Source organism: Prosthecobacter sp. (assembly GCF_044236155.1).
GTDB lineage: Bacteria > Verrucomicrobiota > Verrucomicrobiia > Verrucomicrobiales > Verrucomicrobiaceae > Prosthecobacter.
The window spans coordinates 1-21,368 of record NZ_JBIIHA010000025.1; the positions used below are offsets into that span (position 1 = coordinate 1).

The following is a 21,368-nucleotide window of genomic DNA, read 5'->3' on the forward strand; positions in this document are numbered from 1 at the left end:
GAAAAGATCAAACGCATGCGACGCGTGGCCACCCGGTATGACAAAACCGATGTTTCATTCATGGCTTTTGTCCTTCTTGCCATCTGCACTTTATCCCTCAGAAACCAATTTTAAAACACGCCCTAGTCAGCACAGGCAAGAAAAAGAACCGCCTAACGCCGAAGAACGCCAAAACCCTGGTGCAACAGTTCCGTGAACAGTTAGGTGAAGGCACTCCGTCAAGATCCTCGACGCCAGCGGCAAGGAGGTTGCGCGAGCGGAGTAGCGGCAGAGTAATCCTGAGCAGGCAGTCTTATTTCTCCTCTATATCGAGGACTTCGGACGCGCCAAAGCCTTGGGGCAACTTCACTTCGACCATGCCATCAGGCCGGACTTTCTCCAGTTTGATCGAACCCTCATTGAGACCGACGATAATGCTGCCGTTAGCCCAGACTATGCCGCGAACCGATCTGCCGGCCTGAATTGTATTCCATCTAAGCGGCCACTCAGGTTTAATAGTGTTTTCAAAAACAATGGGGATGTTTCCGGCAGTGTAATCCGTTTGCCCCTTTAACATCATCCAGTGATTCTCACCTGCCTTCAAGGCGTCCAAAAAATCGGGTGGGGCACCAATCACCCCATCAGGTGCATAAACACTCTTGGGGCAGGCAAAAATTTGTTCATCAGTAATGATTCCTTCAATAAAGAGCCCCCGAAAGGAGGCATTTGCCGTTGGTCGTTGCCCTTCAAAGTAGGCGGGCACCGAGTCTGGGTAAATCCCCTGCCGGTCCTTGCCATATTGTTTCAAGGATAAAATGATCGTCTTGCAGTTCATTATTGCCTTCGATTGTTCGCCTATTTTTGCGGTCACATTCAATGTGGGGATGAGCAGTAAAATGAGCAAAAGAGCGACCCCGAACACAATCCCCCATTGCAAGCAGCCCCAGCGCCTTCTCAGAAGCTCATTCATGCGGTCATTCCATCAAAACCGCCGCTCCAGTGCAATCTCATTCTCGCATTGATTCGCTTCGCTCACCCTTCGGGCTCCCTACGGTCGTCTGTCTCACTTCGTTCGGCTCGACTTTCCGCCGCCGCTGCCGATGTTTCCCGCTTGAACCAGCCATTCTGAAGCGTTTAGAACTGATACACCAACACGCATGATTTTCCTCGCCGACCTTCCCGAACCCAGCCGCCTGGGGGACTTCCTCATGGCCTTCCTGAGCATCATCTTTGAAGGTGCTCCCTACATTCTCATCGGGACGATTTTTTCGGGCGTCATCGACGCGTTCCTGCCGGCGAAGCTGCTGGATCGCGTGCTGCCGAAGAGCAAGGTGCTCTCCACGCTGATCGCAGGGTTCCTCGGGCTGGTGTTTCCGGTGTGCGAGTGCGCGGTGGTGCCGGTGATCCGCCGTCTGGTGCAGAAGGGCCTGCCTTTGTCCTGCGCGGTGACCTACATGCTCTCCGCGCCGATCATGAACCCCATCGTGGCGATCAGCACACTGACGGCGTTCAAGGAGTTCCAAGGCCTGACCTGGGCCACGGCGGGAAATGCGACGATGACCATCGCACGTCTCTCCCTCGGCTACCTCGTGGCCGTGATCATCGGCCTTGTGGTGCTGCGTTTCAAACCGGGCCAGGTGCTGCGGGCAAGCATCGCGAACAAGATCGCGGCCGCGAACGCGGAAGATGGCCACGAGCACGCCCATGGCGCGAATTTCAACGGCAAGCTCGTCCACGCCATGCGCAGCTCGATGCGCGACTTCCTCGACACGGCGATGTACTTCGCCATCGGCGTGATCATCACCTCCGCCTTCAACACGCAGGTCAATCAGGCGATCCTGAACACTGTGGCTGGCAAGGAATGGCTGGCGCTGCCCTCGATCATGGGCCTGGCGATGGTGCTTTCCCTGTGCAGCACGTCAGACGCCTTCATCGCCGCGCCGATGGCCGCCTTCTCGATGGCGGCGAAGCTGGCCTTCCTGGTCTTCGGCCCGATGATGGACATCAAGCTGCTGTTCATGTACTCCAGCGTCTTCCAGCGGAAGGTGGTCGTTTACCTTCTGATCGGACTGTTTGTGCTCGTCGGCGTGCTGGCCACGCCGTGGATGAGCCTGATCCAAAGCCTTTACATCAAACCGTAAACTGCCATGAGCGCCACTCGCACCCTCGTTCACCTGCTCAGCGTCGCCATGCTCCTGTTGTGGGGCGGCGTCCTGCTCTACTTCCACATCACCGGCCGTTTGGTAAACTATCTGCCGCCGGATGGCATCTTCCGTCCCATGGTGCTCGTCTCCGGCATCGGACTGGTCGTTCTGGGGCTCTTCAACCTGCTAACCATGACCGCCGAGGACGCCGGGTGCGAAGGTCACGACCACGCGCATGACCATGACCACGACCACAAGGACTGCGGGCACGATCACGGTCATGCTCATAAGGAGGGCTGCTGTGGCCATGACCACGGACATGAGCACAAACACGAGCACAGCACTTGCGGCCACGATCACCATCATCACGAGGGCTGCGGGCATGAGCACCACAACCACAAAGATTGTGGACATGACCACGGCAAAAAAGAGGGCTGCTGCGGCCATGATCACGGCCACGCCCATACCCACGAAGGCCACGCGCACGGCATTTTGGAGGAAAGCTCCTGGCCGGGCCGAATTGCCGTGCTGCTCATCCTTGCCACGCCGCTGTCCTGGGCCGCTCTTTACACGCCGGACCGCTACAGCCCGAACGCCGTCGTGAACAAGGGGCTCTACGACCCGAACTACGCCGACACCTCGCGCGCCGAGCAGTTCTCGCTGCAAAACAAAGCCGCCAAGACGCCCGCCAAGCCCGACACCGGTGCTGCAAAAGCCGCCACGGGGCCAGCCTCCATGCCGCCACCCGGAGTCGCCGCCGCGAGCGCCGCAGTGGCCGATGGAAGCAAAAAGGTGAACGAGAAGGACATTCCCAAAGCTGCCCAGGAATCCAAAAGCTACGGCAGTTTCACGCTGGAAGACCTCAAAGCCCAGGTGCCGCAGAGCAAGGACGGCAATTTCATCCTCGAAGTACCGGAGCTCTACTACACCGGAGGCGATCTCGAGGTGCAGAAGGTGCTCACCGGCCAGATGGTCGAAACCATCGCCCAAGTACTGCCGGAAAAGGTCAACAACGCCGAAGGCCACCGCCTGCGCATCTTCCGCATGCTCGTCCAATGCTGCGCAGCCGACGCCCGCCCCTATTCCGTGCCCGTGGACTTCGGCAAGAAAGCACCTGAGTTCAAGGAGATGAGCTGGGTCAAAGTGGTGGGCAAGATGAACTACAAAAAGGAAGGCGAACAAACCGTCCCCATCATCGAAGCCACCAAGGTCGAGGAAACGACCGCGCCAGATAACGCGATGATTTATTGAGGCGAGCGTGAGGGCATCAGCAAAGTAGCCATCTTGCTCCGCAAGATGAGCTGACCGCCTTCACACAGCATCAACGTCTCCGAAATTCGAAGAAGTTGTCAGCCAATGTGGCCAATGTGCTCCTCTCGCCGAGCGAGAGGGCTTCTTCACGGCACGTCGTAAGTTCCCAGCGCCGCTACATCGAAACGCTTCGCGCCGACTTCATCGGCGATCTCGTTGAGCGCCTCGACTTCGGCCGTGCTGAAGAGCAATCCACCTGCTTTGGCGGTGTGCGCGGCGTTTTGAGCCTCGGGCTGGCCGGGGAGCATGCAGTTTTCGTTACCGTGACCGAGAATGTCGTCGATCACCGCCTTCACGTTCAGTGAAAAGCTCCGGCCATTGGAGAACAGCCCCGTGCTGATGGCATCAGGATGGATGACCTGGAAATAGAAGCTGCTGGTACGCTTTTCGCCTGCCGGAAACGGCTTCGACTTGATGTCAGGATGCGCCCCACCGCCGCGCAAAGTGGGCAGACCACCACCGATCATGCCCCCCATGACTTCGATGAGGAGCGAGAGGCCGTAGCCTTTGTGCGCGCCGAAGGGCAGCAGCCACGCCGCTTCATTCGCGTCGGTGGTCGGTTTTCCGTCCTTATCGACCGCAGCGCCGGGAGGCAGCGGTTTGCCTTCGCGCTTGAGCTGCTGCACACGGCCCATGGCCACCGTGGATGTGGCCCAGTCGATCACGATGGGGAATCCACACGCATCCTGCGTCGGCAGGCCCCACGAATGCGGATTCGTGCCGAGCACGGGGAATTTACCGCCAAAGGGCACCACTTCGCCGAGGGTGGAGGTGCAGTTCGTGTAGGCGATGTAGCCTTTCTTCGCCGCGTCCATGACATAACCGCCGCCCCAGAGGTAGTGGAAGGCGTTATCGACGCTGACCTGACCGATGCCGTATTTGTCCGCTAGCTCCATGCAGCGTTCCATCGCGCGGAAGGCCACGCTTTGCCCCAGTTTGAGCTTTCCATCCCAAGCTTCGCTCGCAGCAAAGGGCTTTTTGATCACCTCGACTTCCGCGCCGGGTTTGCAGCCGCCTGTGGCGCTGCCAAACAGGTGGTCGAGATGCAGCGCCTTGATCGCATTGTGCGTGCGGATGCCATGAGCGCTCGCCATCTCGCAAAACCGCGCTCCATCCTCGGCCTCCGCCTTGGTATAGCCGCGATGCTGATAGGCGGCGCGGACAAGTTCATTGTGGGCTTCGGTGGGGACGATGTGATAGGTGGTCGGCATGGTGATCGGCGGATGATGTCGAGACACCCGCCGCACGCAAGGCGCTGATTGCGCCTCCGCTCACCAGCAGATGCCCTCGTAGCCCCACGGCAGAGTTTTTAGCTCCGGCCAGCCATTGACATCGATCACGCGCTTCCCCGCCCAGGCCACCGTGCGCAATGACTCGACATCGACACATTTCTGCGAGGCGACGATCACTTCGCTCTCGCGCACGACCTCCTCGGCGCTGGAGCAAAGTAACTGGGCCAGATGCGGCATGCGGCGCTGGATTTCGGCCTCGTTGGCACCGATGAGCCGAGTGAGATTGATGGAAGGATCAAAAATCCGAAGCTGGTAGCCGCGCCCCAGCAGTATCTCGGCGATGGAGACTATCGCGCTGCCGCGCATGTCGTCGGTGTCCGCCTTGAACGCGAGGCCGAGCAATCCGACGCGGCGCACGTCTTTGCTGGTGATCTGCTCCAACAACGCATCCAGGTGCGCCTGGTTTGAAGCAATCACATGATCAAGCAGCGGCAGATTCACCCCCTCGATGCGGGCGAGCCCGCTGAGCGCATTCACATCCTTCGGCAAACACGAGCCGCCAAACGGATTGCCGGGGCGCAGGTAGTAGCGTGAGATGTTCAGCCGCTCGTCACGGCAGACGACGTCCATCACGCGTGCTCCATCAATGCCAAGATGCTTCGCCATGCGGCCAATCTCATTCGCAAAGCCAACCTTCAGCGCGTGGAAGTAATTGCAGGAGTATTTCAGCAGCTCCGCGCCCTCCCATTCGAGAATCTGCGCGTTTGGGCCGAGCAGATCGAGCGCCTCGTTCGTCGCGGGGGCTTTCCCATCGTGTGTGCCGACTGCGGCGAGCGAGGGTTCGCGAAAATCCCGCACGGCAGTGCCTTCACGCAGGAATTCTGGGCAGTAATAAACGCTCAGCAGGCCCGAAGTGACGAGGTCGGAGAAATTCTCGTCCACCAGCTTGCGCGTGCTACCGGGAAGCATCGTGCTGCGCAGCAGCAGCTTGTGCTGCTCTTTCTTCTCTCGGATCGCCGCAGCGATCTGCGCGCAAACTTTGCGCACGAAATCGAGGTTCAGGCGGCCTGCGGCCTGCGAGGGCGTGCCAACGCATACGATGCTGATCTGCGAGGCGTTGACGGCCTCCGCAGCATCCGTGGTAGCGTCGAGGAGGCCATCGCGCTTCGCGTTTTGCAGAAGGGATTCGAGTTCAGGCTCGACGATCGGTGATCTGCCGGCCTTGAAGGTATCCACCTTCGCCTGCTGCACATCCGCGCCGATGATGTGATGACCGAGCTCCGCGAGACAGCCTGCCGTGACAGCACCGACATAGCCGAGGCCGAAAATGCTGACGTGGTGATGCTTCGTGACTGTCATGTATGCACTCAAGCATGCGTGATAGCCCCAAACAAACATCTTTCTATCAAGGAAGGCCGCCAACAGGAGACGCATTGACGGACAGAATGAGAAGATGATAGCCTCTGATCTTGTGAAAGCCCACGGCAAACCAGCAGCACCGAATCATCCATCTGACGTTTTATGAGGCCCTTCTCTACTCGTAAACGACGACGCTGGCTGCTGGCCGCCTGGGAGGCCTTGTTAATGGCGTGGTTCCTGATGCTTTGCCTGATGTTCGCGGGGTTCATGCTCAACCACCCGGAAGCTTTCGCAGGCACTCCAGTTGCGTTCGGAAAAATGCCCGAGCTGACAAAGCTCATCCGCAGCTTGGTTGTGGAAAGCGGGCCGGGGATGCTGATTTTTAGCCTGGGCACCGGGACAGGCTTCGGTTCGCTTGTGCTGACCTCGCGGGAGTCCATCACCAGCAGGCTGTTTCGCTGGACGGTCATTGCCGCGCTCACGGTTCTATGGGGTGCCTTCCTGCCTGTCTTTGAGCAGCACCACATGATCGGCGCAGTCAGCGCCGGATCATTTTCAACAGGCAGCTTTGCGTCGATGACACTGGCGGGCAGTCTGGGAGCTTTCGGCGGCCTCTTTCATGCATGGAGGAGGATGCACGGATGAATCGGCCGTTCTGGGTCATCGCCTCGACATTTCTGATTGCTCAAGTCAGCTCCGCGCATCCCGCGGACCAGAGCGAGGTGCTGTTCAGACCCACGCCGCATGCGCTTGAGGCACGGTTCACCTTTAATCTGCTCACGCTGACGCGTTGCCTGCGCATTGATGCGGATAGCGATGGCAAGCTCAGCGTAGGCGAGTTGAAGGCGGCGGAACCGCTTTTTACTCGTTATCTGAACGAGCACATCCGGCTGGAGGTGAATCAGAAAAAAGCGCCGTGGGGCGAGAAGGCCGAGTTCAAGTATCTGTGGCCCAACTTCGAGAAAACACCGCCGATGCCGGAGATGGAATATGCGGCGCGGAATGTCGATGTGACCTTCATATTGCCGCAAAAGGAGCTGCTGGAAGATTTCTGGATCGAGTTCGATATTTTCGAGCAGACGGGACCGATGCAGACCATTCGCGGACTGTTTGAGCAGGATGGACAGGTGCTGGAGGTTCCGTTCAGCTTTCAGGAACCGGAATACACCTATGACACGGGCTACGCGGCGGATCCGTTCGTGCAGGAAGCCGAAAAAAAGGTAACGGTGCCACCAAAGACGGTGAAATGGTCCGCATGGCTGCTGATTCCGGCCTTCGCGGTGCTCATCTTCCTTTTTCGCAGAACAATCGCACACCGTCGGCGCACATCGAGGTGACGTTGGCGTCCTCGCCTTTGCGCCAGAGTTCTTCGCTCACACCGGCTTGCATCGCGATCTCGTGCTCGGCGAGGGCGTAGCGGCGGCGGTTTTCCTCGGCGCTGACCCCGGTACGGAAATCAGCGGCGACGCGCTGGTAAACCTCATTCACACGGTCGCGATAGGTGCGCAGGTGCCATTCGACATCGTCCACGCGGCCGAAATGGGTGAGGTAGAGCGTCTTGAAGTTGGCGGCGAGAAGACGGTCGAGAGATTGGGCGTAGGCGACCGGATCGAACTGAGGCGGCGCGGCCGTTACGGAAAGGTAGCGACTATTTTCAAGCCGCATGCCCGCCACATCGCCGGTGAAGCAAGCATCGCCGATGAGGAAGGCGTGGTGATGCCGGGCGTGGCCGGGCGTGTCCCAGGCGACGACCTCGACCTCGCCGAGTTTCACGCGTTCGTTGTCCTGAAGACTCATCACATGCCCAGCAGGTGCGGGCAGCATCTCTCCCCACAGCGAGTCCATCTGGTCGCCATAGACCATGCGGGCGCTTTCCATGAGCTTCGACGGATCAATCAGGTGACGCGCCGCGTTTGGATGGCAGTAGATCGTGGCTCCGTTTTGAGCGAACCAACCCGCCGCGCCGGCGTGGTCGAGATGGATGTGGGTGACGAAGACCTTTTTGATGGCCGATTCGTCAACGCCGGCCGCACGGATCGCCTCACGCAACGTTTTCAATGTCGATCCGGGCCCGGTTTCGATCAGGGCGAACTCTCCGCCGCTTTCGACGAGATAGGAGGCGATGAGGCCCGGAAGGCCGATGAAGCGGAGATCGAGCGTGTGGATGCGCATGCTTTGGAGTGATGGCTGTGAGGCCAAAAGTCAAGGCGTGGCCCGAAGCGGCCTGATGACCACCTTGACCACGCCTTGAAGGCTTGACGCCAAATTATCGCATCGCCTCGAAGCGCTTTTTGAGGAGGTCTTTTTGCGATGTGCCGCCGAGTTTGGATTGGGTGTCGTCGATCCACTTTTGCTCGAGGGCGTTCTTGGTGGGGCGGTTGACCTGGTAATAGACACCGAATTTGCCGGGGGCGAGGTTGTCGGCGAGTTTGAATGCGGCGACGTCGTCGGTCACGTCGTGCTGGGTTTCGTCGATGGTTTCCCAGACGCCGCCTTTTTTCGGCCAGCTATCGTCAAAGGCTCCGGGGTAGAACATGACGCACTCGCTGAGGCACTCGACGACGCTGAAGCCGTCGTGCTGGATGGCGCGGGTGAAGACTTCCTCCATGTGCTTCACCTGCGCAGCGTGCGTGCGGGCGATGAAGGTGGCTCCGCTGGCGAGGAGCTGCTTCATGGGATTGATCGGACGGTCGATGGCACCGGTGGGATCGGTCTTCGATTTGCGGCCGATGGGCGTGGTGGGGCTCGTCTGGTTCTTCGTCAGGCCATAGACGAAGTTGTCCATGATGATGTAGGTGAGCTTGATGTTCTTGCGGGCGGCGTGGTTGAGATGATTGCCGCCGATGGAGAAGCCATCGCCGTCACCGCCGAAGACGAAGACATGCACATCCGGACGGCTGAGGCTGACGCCCGTGGCGAGGGGCAACGCACGGCCGTGGATGAAGTGCAGGCTGTGAGTGTTCATGAAGTAAGGAAAGCGCGAGGAGCAGCCGATGCCGGCGACGACGACGATCTTCTCCTGCGGGATGTTCAGCTTTTCGAGCACGCGGTAAAAGATGGCGAGCACGGCAAAGTCACCGCAGCCGGGGCACCACGTGGGGTGATCGGCGGTGAGGGCTTTTTTGGTGAGTTTTTCGACGACGGGAGCGTCAGGCGCGATGGTGAGAGCGGCTGGGGCTTCAGGAGTGGCGACGGCGGTGGACATGACGACGGGTTGGGAAAAAGGTTGGTTGAGGGACGAAGATGAAAACGATCAGGCTTATTTCGCGTCGGCGAGGTGCTTTTCCACGCCGGTGACGAGCTCACGCACGCGGAAGGCGAGGCCGTCGGTTTTGCACACGCTCTTGATCTTCGGATCGGCGTAGCGGGCGCGGAGCAGCATGGCGAGCTGGCCGTAACCGTAAGCGCCGTAGTCGTTCATCTCGACGCAGATGACTTGTTTGAAGTTCGCGAAGACGCCTTCGAGCTTGTCGGGCATCGGGTGCAGGTGGCGGATGTTCGCGGCGCTGACCTTGTGGCCTTCGCTGCGGAGGCGGTCGCAGGCTTCTTTCGCGGGTCCCCAGGCACTGCCCCAGGCGATGATGAGGGCATCACCGCTGGCGTCGCCGTGCACTTCGGGCGCGGGGAATTCGGCGGCGGCATCGAGCAGCTTTTGACGACGCTTGTTGGTCATCTGCTGGTGCATCTTGGCATTGCCGGAGGGGTGGCCGAATTCGTCGTGCTCGAGGCCGGAGATGTGCGGGTATTTGCCGCCGAGCATCTTCGTTCCGGGAGGGGCATGCTGCGTGGTTTTGTCCAAAGGATAGGGCTTCCAGTCGGCATCGCGCGGTGTTTGATCGAGCGTGGGCTCGACCCAGTGCTTGTCGAGATCCGGCTCTTCAAAGGCCTCGATGCGGCTGCTGAGCGCTTGGTCGCTGAGGATGATGACGGGGCTGGAGTATTTCTTGGCGATGCGTGCGGCTTCGAGGGCGATGTAGAAGCAGTCTTCGACATCTTTCGGGGCCAAAACGAAGCGCGGCGTGTCGCCATGGCTGCCGTAGATGGCCTGCATGAGATCGCTTTGCTCCACGCTCGTCGGCAGACCGGTGGAGGGACCACCGCGCTGCACATTGACGACGATGAGCGGCAGCTCGGCCATGCTGGCGTAGCCGAGCGCTTCCATCTTCAGCGACAAACCTGGGCCGCTGCTGCCGGTCATGCTGAGATGACCCGCGAAGGCGGCGCCGATGGCCATGCTGACGGCGGCGAGTTCATCTTCCGCCTGCACAAAGATGCCGCCGTAGCGCGGCAGCTCGCTGCGCAGCGTTTCCATGATGGAGGACCACGGCGTGATCGGATACGCGGCACCGTAGCGCACACCGGCGGCGAGAAGGCCGAGCGAGAGCATCTGATTGCCATCCGTGGAGATGCGGTGGCCGGAATCGGCCTCGCCGGGAGCCAGCGCGAACTTTTCGATGTCGCCGATCTGATACGCGTAACCGGCATCAAAGGCCAGCAGCGCATTGCGCAGCACGGACTCGTCTTTTTTGCCGAACTGGCGACTGATGATGCCGACGAGCTTCTCCTTGTCCAAATTGAACACGGCCACGATCAGGCCGAGCACGAACATGTTCTTGCCGCGATCCTTCGCGGAGCCGCCGATGGCCTCGACGGTCGCTGCGGTGAAGGGAATGCCGATGTGGAAGACGCCCTTCTCATGCTTGATCTCCTTCACCTCGCCGCTGTCGTAGAGGCAGATGCCGCCCTGGCGCAGCGCATTGAAATGGCTGTCGTAGCTGTGCTGGTAAAAGGCCACGAGCACATCCGCCTCGTCGCCTGCCGTGAGCACCTCACCGGAGCCGAGATGCACCTGGAAGATCGAAGGACCGCCGCTGATCGTGGACGGGATGGTCATGTAAGTCATCACTTCCTGCGCCGTGCGACCCGCCAGACGAGCGAGGAAGCCGCCGATGGACTGAATGCCGTCCTGCGAATTTCCGGCGAAGCGGATGACGGCGTTGCGGAGAGTCTTCTTGGAATCAGACGACGATACGGGAGCGGTGGCTGTGGACATGGTGGAATGCGGGCATGTTTGACCCGCTGGTTGGTGGGTAAGACAAAAGTCATTCTATGAGGGCTTTTGCAGTCGTCCACGCCTGCGAAAGGGTTTTTTGGGCATTCGGGCCTTCGATCAAAGCCCTTGCTATCTTCCCCATCGGTGGGAGTATGACCGCCCTCAAAACCCAGGGGGATCGCATTATGAGTCAACACACTTTCCCTGAATTGGGAATCGCCCCGGAGCTTCTTGAAGCCGTCAAATCCCTCGGATTCGAGCAACCCTCCCCCATCCAGGCCCAGGCCATCCCTGTCGCCATCAGCGGGCGCGATGTCGTCGGCCAGAGCCACACCGGCAGCGGCAAGACGATGGCCTTTGGCATTCCAGTGGTTCAGGGTGTGGAAGGCTCAAAGCGTCATGTGCAGGCGTTGATCCTCTGTCCGACACGCGAACTCGCCATGCAGGTCTGCGCGGAGATTCACAAGCTGGCCAGCTTCAAGGAAGGTGTGCGTGCCACGCCGGTTTACGGCGGCGCTTCCTATGACCGCCAGATTCGCGCCTTGCAAAGCGGCTCGCAGATCGTCGTCGGCACGCCGGGACGCATCCTGGACTTCATGGAGCGCGGCTTGATCAAGCTCGACGGCCTCAAGACCCTTGTTTTTGACGAGGCTGACGAAATGCTCGACATGGGCTTCGCGGAGGATATCGACCGCCTGATGGCCGCCGTGCCTGAGGACCGCCAGACAATCTTCTTCAGCGCCACCTTCGAACCGCGCATCCGTCGTCTCGTCGAAAACTACACGCGCAATGCCGCCACGATCACAATCGAACAGAAGGCGCTCACCGTGCCGACGATCGAGCAGCGCTACTACGAGGTGCATGGCCGCTCAAAACTCGAAGTGCTCTGCCGCGTGCTCGACATCGAGACGCCGCGCCTCACCATCGTCTTCGCGAACACCAAGCGTGCGGTCGATGACGCCACCGACGCCCTCGTGGCCCGCGGTTACGCCGCCGACCGCCTGCATGGCGACATCAATCAAACGATGCGCGAACGCGTGATGCGGAACTTCCGCAGCGGCAATGTCGAAGTTCTCGTCGCCACCGACGTCGCCGCCCGCGGCCTCGACGTGAACGACATCGACCTCATCGTCAATTTGGAGCTGCCTTACGACGCGGAAGACTACGTCCACCGCATTGGCCGCACTGGTCGTGCCGGACGCAAGGGCAAGGCCGTCAGCCTCGTCGCCGGACGCGAGATTTACCTCATGCAGCGCATCCAGCGCTTCATCAACATCCGTGTCGAACGCGCCAAGGTGCCCTCGCAGGAGGAAGTGGAGGCGACGCGTGTCGATCAGGCTTTCGAAAAGGTCAAAGCCGTGCTCGAAAGCGGTGAGTACACCTCCCACGAGCACAGCATCCAGCGCCTGCTCGATTTGGGCCACACCGCCACGGAGATCGCCAGCGCCCTCATGGACCTACTGATGAAGGATCAGGGCCGCGAGGCCGAGCAGATTGTCGAAGATCGCGCCGGCAAGAAAAAAGAACTGCCGCAGCGCGAGTTCAAGCCGCGCCCGCAACCGGCCGTCGAAGCCACAGCGGCAGTTCCTGCACCAGCGCCCGAAGTTGCTGAAAACAGCGCGCCACTTTCTGAGCCCCCTGCTCAACCCACGGGCCAGGAGCACGAGGAAGCTGGCCCGACGAATCACCAGGCTGCTCCCAAGTCAGTTCCAGCCAAATTTGAAAGCGAATTCGAAGACGCCGGCGACGAAGAATCGTCTCTGCCGAAGAAACAACGCAGCTTCGCCCAGCGTGGACCGCGTTCGGGCATGGTGCGTCTCTTCATCAACGTCGGCGGCATGGACATGGTCCGCCCTGCCGACATCGCCGGCATGCTCTACAACACCATTCAGGACCTTCGTCCAGGCAGCATCGGCACCATCGACGTTGTGGAGAAATGCAGTTTTGTTGAAGTGCCGGAGGACAACGTCGAGGCCGTGCTCGAAGGCGTCCGCCAAAGCGGTGCCGTCATTCGCGGCCGCGAAGTCCGCATGGACTACGCGGATCGTCCGGGCGACGCGGGCCAAGGCATCGGCAAGAAACACTTCGGCGGCGGAGGCGGCTTCAAAAAGGGCGGCTTTGACGGCGGCGGTTACGGAGGAGGCGGCGGCTTCAAGAAGCCTGGCGGTTTCGGCGGCGGTGGTTATGGCGGCGGAGGCTTCAAAAAAAGCGGCTTCGGCAGCAAACCCAAGCCCTGGCTTAATCGCGAAGGTGAAGGCCCCAGCCCCGGCTACGGTGGTGGAAGCGGCGGTGGTGATTACGACGGTGGTCCACGCCGTGAGGACGCGGGTGGGGGCTATGGTGGCGGCTTCAAGAAGCCCGGTTTCGGCAACAAACCCGGCGGCTTCGGCGGCGGCAAACGCTTCGGCGGTGGCGGCGGTTTCAAAAAGAAGTGGTGATTCGTCTTCCCACACGTTCCTGCCTCATCAGCGGTCCGGCCATCCACGCCAAGAAATCATTGGCGGCATGCTTCATGCGCTCTTAAATCTCAGCGCGGCAGCCTTCCGGGCTGTCTCATCCCCTTAGCCATGCCAAATTCCTCCGCTCTCCGCGACGCGCTCAACCAGTCGCCGAACAACCTTTCGCTGCTGCTGCTCTATGGCCGCGCATGCCTCGAAGAGCTGCATTTGGACGAGGCGAGGGAGGTTTTCACCCGTGCGCTGGAGATCGATCCGGATCAAACCGACGCCCAGCTTGGCATCGCCAAGGTATTGTTCATGGAAGGAAACACTTCCGGCGCCGCCGTGCGTGCGGAACGTGTGATTTTCCTCGAACCCAACAACGCCCCGGCCCATCTGCTGCTCAGCCGCGTTTATTTGAGCGAAGGCGACCGCGCCAAGGCCATCGAACACTTCGACCGGGCCGCACAGATCGACGGCACGATGAGTGATCCTGCTCTCGAGCGCGAACTCGGCCGCACCGCGCGTGACGCGCGCAAAACCGCTCCCGCTCCCGCCCCTGAACCTGCTAATCAGGAAGCGCCGCCATCCGGCAACGGCGATCAGGACGAGTTCTTCGATGATCCCTTCGATGATCCGCCCTACGACTGGCGTCCCGAAACCTTCTACGCCCCCGGCGACCCTGAGCGCGGTCGTGTGACTTTCGCCGATGTCGGCGGCATGGAGGAGTTGAAGGAGGAGATACGCCTCAAGATCACCTACCCTCTGCAATTCCCCGATCTTTACAAGGCCTACGGTCGCAAAACCGGCGGCGGCATTTTGATTTACGGCCCCCCTGGCTGTGGGAAGACACTCATCCTCCGCGCCGTGGCCGGTGAGGTGCCTTGCAACTACCTCGCCGTCGGCCTGCACGAGATTTTCGACCCCTACTTCGGCAGCACCGAGCGCAACTTGCACCAGATCTTCGAAACCGCCCGTGCCAACGCGCCCTGCGTGCTCGTTTTCGATGATCTCGACAGCCTCGCTCAAGATCGCCGCCAGATCCGTGAAAGCCAGATGCGCAACCTCGTGAACCAGTTCCTCCACGAGATGGATGGCATCCGCAGCGACAATCAGCGCATTCTTGTCATCGGTGCCACGAACCAGCCCTGGGCGCTCGACCCGGCGTTCCGCCGCCCCGGCCGCTTCGACCAGGCCATCTTCGTGCCGCCGCCGGATGCGCCGGCGCGTGCCCAGATCATCGAACTGCTCGCCAAGGACAAGCCCATCGCCGATTTCGACGCCGCCGCGCTCATCGAGGCCACGAACGGCTTTTCCGGTGCTGATTTGAAGTGGGTCTTCGACCGTGCCGCCGAGCTCGCCCTTTCCGCCGCGATCCATTCCGGCCATCCAGTGCCGATCACGCTCGAACTGCTCCTCGCGGTCGCCAAGGCGCACACGCCGACCACCCAGACATGGTTTGAAGGCATGCACACGCACGCCCAGCAGCAGGAAGGCCCGGACAGCATCTTCAACGACATGCGCAAGTTCCTCAACGCGCCGTCGAACTCGAAGAAGGAACGTTAAACAGCACGGACTTTTCAGTCCGTGCCCCGGCATCTCCACGCGTACTGGAAAGTCCGCGCCACGTTCACCGCTTCAGCTCACCATCAACGATCCGCATCGCGCCACGCGGATTCGAGTCTTTGAGCAATTCTGGCAGCGCTTCTTCGGGGAAACCCTGATAGCAGACCGGACGCACAAAGCGATAGATGCTCGCGGTGCCGATGCTGGTGAAGAAGCTGTGGCTCGCGGCCGGATAGGGGCCGCCATGATGCATGGACGGGCAGACTTCGATGCCGGTGGGGAAACCATTGAAGATGATACGGCCGACTTTTTTCTCCAAAGCGCGCACCAGCGGCGCGAACTCGCGGAGATCGTCCACCGTGCCGTGAATCGTCGCGGTCAACTGTCCTTCGAGGTTGTTCGCATAGCGCAGCATGTCTTCGAGCGTCGAACATTGCGTGATGATCGAGCACGGACCGAACACCTCGCGGTGCAGCTCGGAATTGTCCTCCAGCACGTCGATGGTCGTGGTGAAAATGCGGCAGGCGGCCTGGCTTGCCGTGTCGCTCGGAGGCGTTTCAGACTGACCGGCCAGTTCGAGGCCATCAATCGTCTGCCACACGGCTGTCCCTGCGTCGTAGGCCTCGCAGATCCCGCGGTGCAGCATCGTTTGCGGAGCGACCTTCGTCGCCATGGCGGCGGCATTGCTGATGAACTGCTGCAGGCCGTCGCTCTTCAATCCGAGCACGATGGCCGGATTCGTGCAGAACTGGCCCACGCCCATCGTGACGGAGCCGATGTAGGCCTCCGCAATCTTCGACGCACGCTCCTTGAGCGCTCCGGGCAGGACAAACACCGGATTCACCGATCCCATCTCCGCATACACCGGAATCGGATGCGGTCGCGCCGCGGCCACATCCATGAGCGCGCGTCCGCCGCGCAGCGATCCGGTAAAACCAACCGCCTGGGTGAGCGGATGCTTCACCAGTGTCGTGCCGATGTCATTGCCTTTACCATGCAGCAGTGAAAAACAGCCAGCGGGCAGCCCGACCTTGTGCAGGGCTTTCAGCACCGCGCGCCCCAGCATCTCACAGGTGCCAGGATGCGCCGGGTGGCCCTTCACCACGACCGGACAGCCTGCGGCGAGCGCGCAGACCGTGTCAGTGCCGATCACCCCGATGGCGAATGGGAAATTGCTGGCGCCAAACACGACCACCGGGCCGACCGGCATCATCACCCGGCGCACATCCGGCTTTGGCAGCGGCTGGCGGTCTGGAATCGCATGATCCACACGCGCATCCGCCCAGGAACCTTCGCGAATCAAGGAGGCGAACAGCTTGCACTGGCCGATCGCCCGTCCGCGCTCGCCCGTGAGGCGCGCCATGGGCAATGCACACTCCGCGTGGGCACGCTCCAGCAAAGCGTCCCCCAGCGCCATGATTTCGTCCGCGATCGCATCGAGCAGCGCGGCACGTGTCTCCGGCGTAGCAAGACGCAACGCATCAAAAGCCGCCTCCGCCGCCTGCAGTGCCTCATCGGCCTGCGCGTGGGTGGCATCGCCGTAGGCCGGCTCAAGCTGCGCGCTCGTGGCGGGGTTGAAAGCATGGAAGTGATGCCCGTGGGGTGCCGCTTCGCGGCCTGCGATGAAGTGATGTCCGGTGAGTGTCATGTTTGGGGAGAAAGGTTGAGGGATCACGCCATCGGATTCACCAAGGTGCCGATGCCGTCGATGGTGATCTTGACGATGTCGCCGCTCTTGAGCGTGAAATCATCACCCGGAACGATTCCGGTTCCGGTCATGAGGAAAGTGCCGGTGGGAAAGGTGTTGTCGCGGAAGAGGAAGCCTGCGAGTTCCTGCGGCGTGCGCTTCAACTGCGCCAAGGTCGTTTCGCCTTCGAATGCGGCGGTACCAGCGCGGTCGATTTGCAGGTGGATGCGCGTCGCGGGCGCGAGCGGCTCGCTTTGAATCAGGATCGCGGGCCCAAGTGCGGCGCAGAGCTTGAAGCACTTCGCCTGCGGCAGATAGAGCGGATTTTCGCCCTCGATGTCGCGGCAGGAGAGGTCGTTGCCAACGGTGCAGCCGATGATTTCTCCACGCGAATTGATGGCGAGCGTCAGCTCCGGCTCCGGCACCATCCACTTCGAGTCGCCACGCAGGTGCATCGCTTGGTTCGGATGCGCGACACGCTGCGGCGTGGCCTTGAAGAAAATCTCCGGACGGTCCGCCGCATACACGCGGTCATAGAAGCTGCCGCCGCCCGCATCCTTCGACTCCTCCATGCGTGCGGTGCGGCTGCGGAAATAGGTGACACCAGCGGCCCACACTTCCTGCGACAAGACGGGCGCGAGGATCGACTCAGCCGCAGGAGCACTCGCCGCAGGCGAAGACGCGGCGATCTGGGCGAGATTCGCGGCGAGATTCGGGAGATTGAACAGTGTGTCCCAATCCTGTCCGGCCACGGCGTGCCAGGCGGTCGCGGTTTGGATGAAAATGCCTTGGGTTGTGCGGTAGAGAAGCATGGGGAGCGCAGACTAGAGGGACTCGCGCCGCACGCAACCAGTCACCGCTGAACTTTGACCAGAGCCTCGTCGAGCCCATGCAGGCAGCTCGCCCACAAGATTCTCGTCTCCGCAGGAAAACACTGCCGGTAACCCTCCGCCGCCCGGCCTCCGACGATCAGTCCCGTCACAGCCGGCAGCAGTTCGCGCAGGCGGCGGAGCTTATCTTCAATAACCGGGCACTTTTCCGGGTACACGACGCTGAGGGCCACTGCTCTGGCGTTGCGAGCGATAGCGCAGGCGGCGATCTCCTCCACCGGCAGGTTGGGCCCCAGATACGTCACATGCCAGCCGAGATCCCGCGCTGAAGCCGCCACGATCAAAGCGCCCAGTTCATGCATTTCCCCCGCAGGCGTTCCCACGATGAGTTCAGGCGCATGCTCGGCGAGCTGGCTGCCCGGCACCGGGGTGAGCAGCATCTCGCGGATCACCGCCGTGGCGACGTGTTCGTGACTCGGGCGGAGTTTGCCTTGCTGCCAGTGGTCGCCGATCCGCATGATCAGCGGGCAGATCACCTGATGCAGCATGCCGCGCTGGCCGAGCTGGCGGCGCGCATGCACAAGCACCCCACGCAGGGCGTCGGAGTCATATTTCTTCGATGCCGCCATGGCGGCGTCCACAAATTGTTCCGGCGACTCCAAATCGCCCGCCGGCGCGGCCAAGGCTCCTGCAGGCAGTTTTTTCACCAACTCCTCGAGCTCAGGCGTCGGAAGCCCGGCCACCCGCCCGATGCGTTGGCCGTTTTCGGTGAGCGCCCGCAGCAGTTTCAGACGCAGCACCGCCTCGTCGCAATACATCCGGCGGTTGGTGAGGGTGCGGCTCGGGTTCAAGGCGTTGTAGCGACGCTCCCAGATGCGAATCACATGGGAACTAACGCCACTGGCCTGGCTGGCACGCTGGATGGAAACGGACATGAAATCTGACGGACTAGAGAAGCCGCTTGAGGGCGGCGCGGGAACGGTTACGCATTCCAGCCGTTTCTGGCTGCAGAATTGTCATTAATCTCCCCACCTTATGCTGAACAAAATCTGGGCCGTTCTTCTTTTCGCGGGCATCCTCGTCGCCGGACTCATGGGACGCTTCTCCGGAGCGGAAAGCATCACCGACGCCGCGGCGGAGAAGGCCAAGAGCGCGGTCATGGACATCGCACTGCCCCTGGCCGGCATGATGATGTTCTGGCTCGGCGTGCTGCGGCTCATGGAAAAAGCGGGCGTGCTGGAGGCGGTGGTGCGTTTCCTTTCCCCGTTGCTCCGCCGCCTGTTCCCCGACGTGCCTCGTGACCATCCCGCGCTCGGAGCGATGGTCATGAACCTCTCCGCCAACATGCTGGGCCTCTCAAACTCCGCCACGCCGATGGGACTGAAGGCCATGGGCCACCTCCAGGAGATCAATCCGCACAAGCAGAGCGCCAGCAACGCAATGATCACATTCCTGGCTCTGAACACCGGTGCTTTCACGCTCATCCCGATCACGGCGATGAATTTCCTCAACGCGGCCGGCGTGAGCAACAGCTTCCGCGTCATCGTTCCCACCATTCTCGCCACCGCCTGCGCCTCCGTGGCCGCCGTGCTCGCCGCGAAGAGCTTCCAGCGCGTCCCCGCCTTCGCCCCGCAGCCGGACGAGCCTGAAAATGCCCCGGCAACAGCGCAGGCAGCCGCAAGCAACGGCATGAGCAAGCGCGCCAAAATCTGGCTCGTCGTGCTGGCCGTGCTTTTCGCCGGTGGAGCCGTGCTGGAGCTCGGTCCGCGCTCATGGCGGGCCGGTTTGCTCGAAACGACCGGCATGAGCGCCGTGGTAAAAAAAGCCGAGGAACGCAAAGCGAACGCGAAAAAGGCCCTCGCCACCCAACAAGCCGAGTCGGCAGCCAAAACCGCTGCTGAAGGTCCGGCAGAGCCGCCCGTGTGGCGTCGCGTGATGGACAGTGCCTCCGGCCTCGCCGTGCCTTTGATCCTTCTCGCCGCAGTGGCCTTTGCCTGGGCGCGCGGCGTGCGTGTGTATGAGGAGTTTGTCGAAGGAGCCAAAGAGGGCTTCGCCGTCGCCACGCGCATCATGCCCTACCTCGTCGCCATGCTCGCGGTGCTGGGCATTTTGCGAGCTTCGGGTGTGTTTCTGCTGCTGGAGCACGTCCTGGCGCCCCTCCTTGCCATGCTCGGCTTCCCTGTCGAGTTGCTGACGCTCGCGCTGATGCGTCCGCTCAGCGGCAGCGGCGCTCAGGGCATCCTGAACGAGATCCTGACCAATCCTGACCTAGCCGAGCAGGTGAAGTTCACCGCCGCCATTCTCTACGGCAGCACGGAGACGACCTTCTACGTGCTCACGCTCTACTTCGGCAGCGTCGGCGTGCGCAAATTCCGTCATGCCCTCCTCGCCGGCCTCACCGCCGACTTTGTCGGCATGGTGGCCGCGGTTTTCTTTGGCCGGCTGCTCTTCGCCTTCTCATGAAAGCGCTCGCCTCCATCCTGCTGCTAGCCGTTACAGCCCACGCCGCTGATCTCGTTGAGCACGCGAGAGCGCATCCCGACGGCAAAGCGGCGTTCAGCTTCGATGCGAGCGCCTGGGGCGACGACGAAGCCACACGGCATCTACCCATCGGTGTGTTTGATTCGGGCATCGGCGGTCTCACGGTGCTGGAGGCGCTGCTGACACTCGACGCGTTTCACAACGAAACGTTGCAACCCGGCGCCGATGGCACGCCGGATTTCGCGCAGGAACGCTTCATCTACTTCGGCGACCAAGCCAACATGCCCTATGGCAACTACTCCGCCGCCAATCGCACCGACTACCTGCGTGAATTGATCGTGAAGGACGCGATCTTTCTCCTGGGTCGTCGATTTTGGCCAGCGGCAGGCACGGGACCGCAATTCACCAAGCCGCCGGTCAAAGCCATCGTCATTGCCTGCAACACCGCGACGGCTTACGGACTTGAAGACATCCGCAGGTCCGTCGCAGCATGGAAAATACCGGTGATCGTGGTCGGTGTCGTCGAAGCCGGTGCGCGTGGCGTTCTCGAATCGAAGACCACCGGTGGCATCGGTGTGCTGGCCACGGTGGGCACCTGCGCGAGCGGCGTGTATCCGCGCAAGATCACGCAAACGCTCGGACTCGCAGGCCAAAGCGTGCCCGTCATCGCGCAGCAGGGCAGCGCCACACTCGCCGGAGCCATCGAAGGTGACGCGGCGTTTCCTGAATCCGTTGCCGCATACGCTATAAAGGAGGCTCGCGCTCTCGCCGAGGCCTATCGCGACTCCAAACCGACCCAACCGCTGCAAACCATCGTTCTCGGCTGCACACATTACCCGTTGGCGAAGGATGAAATCGACACCGCCTTCGCTTCGCTGCGCCATGAGCCCGCGTTTCGCGATCTGATCGCCGAAAAGCGCATTTTCGTGAATCCCGCTGAAGCGACGGCCAAGGAGCTGTTTCGCGAACTTGCCAAAGCAAAGCTGCGTTTGAAGCCGGACGAGCGCTGCAGCATCGAACACGGCCAGTTCTACCTCTCTGTGCCCAGAATCGAGCAAGCCGGCATCCAACTGGCCGCCGACGGCACTTTGGACAAGGATTACAAGTACTCGCGCTCTCCCGGCCGGTTCGAATTCGAGGACACCAAGAACATCCCGCTCACCCCAGCCCTGATTCCAGCCAACAGCGCCAAACTCGTGCGCGAACGTCTGCCGGCGGTGTGGCAGAGCCTCAGCCGGTGAGTCTTTCATCCGTGGCGAAAGCTGTGCAGCGAAGTGGTTGCCACATG

At 61.3% G+C, this 21,368-nt stretch carries 17 protein-coding genes; 8 read left to right on the forward strand and 9 right to left on the reverse strand.

What is annotated here, in order from left to right; translation table 11 throughout:
* Positions 1–292 precede the first annotated feature (292 nt).
* Positions 293–949, reverse strand: coding sequence for a hypothetical protein (locus tag ACILSE_RS18135; protein ID WP_395718839.1), 657 nt, complete (start codon positions 947–949; stop codon positions 293–295).
* Between the two features lie 187 nt (positions 950–1,136).
* On the opposite strand from ACILSE_RS18135, the gene ACILSE_RS18140 reads away from it, so the two are divergent.
* Both ACILSE_RS18140 and ACILSE_RS18145 read left to right on the forward strand, forming a co-directional pair.
* Positions 1,137–2,120: a permease gene (locus ACILSE_RS18140; RefSeq protein ID WP_395718840.1), complete on the forward strand. Its 984-nt coding sequence runs from the start codon at positions 1,137–1,139 to the stop codon at positions 2,118–2,120.
* Positions 2,121–2,126: 6 nt separating this feature from the next.
* A complete protein-coding gene (locus ACILSE_RS18145; RefSeq protein WP_395718841.1) occupies positions 2,127–3,374 on the forward strand; it encodes a hypothetical protein in 1,248 nt (415 codons plus the stop codon).
* A 146-nt stretch (positions 3,375–3,520) separates the two neighbouring features.
* On the opposite strand, the gene ACILSE_RS18150 is transcribed toward ACILSE_RS18145, so the two are convergent.
* On the reverse strand, positions 3,521–4,645 hold the full coding sequence (locus ACILSE_RS18150) for an Ldh family oxidoreductase (RefSeq protein ID WP_395718842.1): 1,125 nt from the start codon (positions 4,643–4,645) through the stop codon (positions 3,521–3,523).
* Between the two features lie 60 nt (positions 4,646–4,705).
* On the reverse strand, positions 4,706–6,025 hold the full coding sequence (locus ACILSE_RS18155; protein WP_395718843.1) for a nucleotide sugar dehydrogenase: 1,320 nt from the start codon (positions 6,023–6,025) through the stop codon (positions 4,706–4,708).
* Between the two features lie 162 nt (positions 6,026–6,187).
* Here ACILSE_RS18155 and ACILSE_RS18160 point away from each other — a divergent pair, with 162 nt between their 5' ends.
* A complete protein-coding gene (locus ACILSE_RS18160; RefSeq protein ID WP_395718844.1) occupies positions 6,188–6,670 on the forward strand; it encodes a hypothetical protein in 483 nt (160 codons plus the stop codon).
* The gene (locus ACILSE_RS18165) at positions 6,667–7,362 is read left to right on the forward strand and encodes a hypothetical protein (RefSeq protein WP_395718845.1); all 696 of its coding nucleotides are present in this window, start codon (positions 6,667–6,669) and stop codon (positions 7,360–7,362) included. Before ACILSE_RS18160 ends, ACILSE_RS18165 begins: the two co-directional genes overlap by 4 nt.
* Here the strand turns inward: ACILSE_RS18165 and ACILSE_RS18170 are convergent.
* The 3 genes from ACILSE_RS18170 to ACILSE_RS18180 form a co-directional block, all read right to left on the reverse strand.
* The gene (locus ACILSE_RS18170) at positions 7,310–8,197 is read right to left on the reverse strand and encodes an MBL fold metallo-hydrolase (protein WP_395718846.1); all 888 of its coding nucleotides are present in this window, start codon (positions 8,195–8,197) and stop codon (positions 7,310–7,312) included. The two genes, ACILSE_RS18165 and ACILSE_RS18170, sit on opposite strands and share 53 nt — an antisense overlap.
* Before the next feature lie 94 nt (positions 8,198–8,291).
* Complete coding sequence (locus ACILSE_RS18175) at positions 8,292–9,230, reverse strand: thiamine pyrophosphate-dependent enzyme (RefSeq protein WP_395718847.1); 939 nt, start codon at positions 9,228–9,230, stop codon at positions 8,292–8,294.
* Between the two features lie 54 nt (positions 9,231–9,284).
* Entirely contained in the window at positions 9,285–11,078 is a 1,794-nt protein-coding gene (locus ACILSE_RS18180) for a 2-oxoacid:acceptor oxidoreductase subunit alpha (protein WP_395718848.1), read from the reverse strand.
* Between the two features lie 185 nt (positions 11,079–11,263).
* Between ACILSE_RS18180 and ACILSE_RS18185 the strand changes: the two genes are divergently transcribed.
* Both ACILSE_RS18185 and ACILSE_RS18190 read left to right on the forward strand, forming a co-directional pair.
* A complete protein-coding gene (locus ACILSE_RS18185; RefSeq protein ID WP_395718849.1) occupies positions 11,264–13,516 on the forward strand; it encodes a DEAD/DEAH box helicase in 2,253 nt (750 codons plus the stop codon).
* 129 nt (positions 13,517–13,645) lie between these two features.
* Complete coding sequence (locus ACILSE_RS18190; protein ID WP_395718850.1) at positions 13,646–15,082, forward strand: AAA family ATPase; 1,437 nt, start codon at positions 13,646–13,648, stop codon at positions 15,080–15,082.
* A 64-nt stretch (positions 15,083–15,146) separates the two neighbouring features.
* On the opposite strand, the gene ACILSE_RS18195 is transcribed toward ACILSE_RS18190, so the two are convergent.
* Genes ACILSE_RS18195 through ACILSE_RS18205 form a run of 3 tightly spaced genes read right to left on the reverse strand, consistent with a single transcriptional unit; the run spans position 15,147 to position 18,534 of the window.
* Positions 15,147–16,730 carry an aldehyde dehydrogenase (NADP(+)) gene (locus tag ACILSE_RS18195; protein WP_395718851.1) on the reverse strand — a complete coding sequence of 528 codons (1,584 nt, stop codon included), beginning with the start codon at positions 16,728–16,730 and terminating at the stop codon, positions 15,147–15,149.
* Between the two features lie 23 nt (positions 16,731–16,753).
* Positions 16,754–17,581: a fumarylacetoacetate hydrolase family protein gene (locus ACILSE_RS18200; RefSeq protein WP_395718852.1), complete on the reverse strand. Its 828-nt coding sequence runs from the start codon at positions 17,579–17,581 to the stop codon at positions 16,754–16,756.
* 41 nt (positions 17,582–17,622) lie between these two features.
* Positions 17,623–18,534 (reverse strand): cobalamin-dependent protein, encoded by a 912-nt coding sequence (locus tag ACILSE_RS18205; RefSeq protein WP_395718853.1) that lies wholly within the window; start codon positions 18,532–18,534, stop codon positions 17,623–17,625.
* A 100-nt stretch (positions 18,535–18,634) separates the two neighbouring features.
* Between ACILSE_RS18205 and ACILSE_RS18210 the strand changes: the two genes are divergently transcribed.
* Together ACILSE_RS18210 and ACILSE_RS18215 are read left to right on the forward strand one after the other, a co-directional pair.
* Positions 18,635–20,062, forward strand: coding sequence for a nucleoside recognition domain-containing protein (locus ACILSE_RS18210; protein ID WP_395718854.1), 1,428 nt, complete (start codon positions 18,635–18,637; stop codon positions 20,060–20,062).
* Positions 20,059–21,321 carry a glutamate racemase gene (locus ACILSE_RS18215; protein WP_395718855.1) on the forward strand — a complete coding sequence of 421 codons (1,263 nt, stop codon included), beginning with the start codon at positions 20,059–20,061 and terminating at the stop codon, positions 21,319–21,321. Before ACILSE_RS18210 ends, ACILSE_RS18215 begins: the two co-directional genes overlap by 4 nt.
* Positions 21,322–21,368 lie beyond the last annotated feature (47 nt).

Coding starts and splice junctions, on each gene's coding strand:
- ACILSE_RS18135 (WP_395718839.1), bottom strand. CDS start 949: ATGAATGAGCTTCTGAGAAGGCGCTGGGGCTGCTTGCAATGGGGGATT.
- ACILSE_RS18140 (WP_395718840.1), top strand. CDS start 1,137: ATGATTTTCCTCGCCGACCTTCCCGAACCCAGCCGCCTGGGGGACTTC.
- ACILSE_RS18145 (WP_395718841.1), top strand. CDS start 2,127: ATGAGCGCCACTCGCACCCTCGTTCACCTGCTCAGCGTCGCCATGCTC.
- ACILSE_RS18150 (WP_395718842.1), bottom strand. CDS start 4,645: ATGCCGACCACCTATCACATCGTCCCCACCGAAGCCCACAATGAACTT.
- ACILSE_RS18155 (WP_395718843.1), bottom strand. CDS start 6,025: ATGACAGTCACGAAGCATCACCACGTCAGCATTTTCGGCCTCGGCTAT.
- ACILSE_RS18160 (WP_395718844.1), top strand. CDS start 6,188: ATGAGGCCCTTCTCTACTCGTAAACGACGACGCTGGCTGCTGGCCGCC.
- ACILSE_RS18165 (WP_395718845.1), top strand. CDS start 6,667: ATGAATCGGCCGTTCTGGGTCATCGCCTCGACATTTCTGATTGCTCAA.
- ACILSE_RS18170 (WP_395718846.1), bottom strand. CDS start 8,197: ATGCGCATCCACACGCTCGATCTCCGCTTCATCGGCCTTCCGGGCCTC.
- ACILSE_RS18175 (WP_395718847.1), bottom strand. CDS start 9,230: ATGTCCACCGCCGTCGCCACTCCTGAAGCCCCAGCCGCTCTCACCATC.
- ACILSE_RS18180 (WP_395718848.1), bottom strand. CDS start 11,078: ATGTCCACAGCCACCGCTCCCGTATCGTCGTCTGATTCCAAGAAGACT.
- ACILSE_RS18185 (WP_395718849.1), top strand. CDS start 11,264: ATGAGTCAACACACTTTCCCTGAATTGGGAATCGCCCCGGAGCTTCTT.
- ACILSE_RS18190 (WP_395718850.1), top strand. CDS start 13,646: ATGCCAAATTCCTCCGCTCTCCGCGACGCGCTCAACCAGTCGCCGAAC.
- ACILSE_RS18195 (WP_395718851.1), bottom strand. CDS start 16,730: ATGACACTCACCGGACATCACTTCATCGCAGGCCGCGAAGCGGCACCC.
- ACILSE_RS18200 (WP_395718852.1), bottom strand. CDS start 17,581: ATGCTTCTCTACCGCACAACCCAAGGCATTTTCATCCAAACCGCGACC.
- ACILSE_RS18205 (WP_395718853.1), bottom strand. CDS start 18,534: ATGTCCGTTTCCATCCAGCGTGCCAGCCAGGCCAGTGGCGTTAGTTCC.
- ACILSE_RS18210 (WP_395718854.1), top strand. CDS start 18,635: ATGCTGAACAAAATCTGGGCCGTTCTTCTTTTCGCGGGCATCCTCGTC.
- ACILSE_RS18215 (WP_395718855.1), top strand. CDS start 20,059: ATGAAAGCGCTCGCCTCCATCCTGCTGCTAGCCGTTACAGCCCACGCC.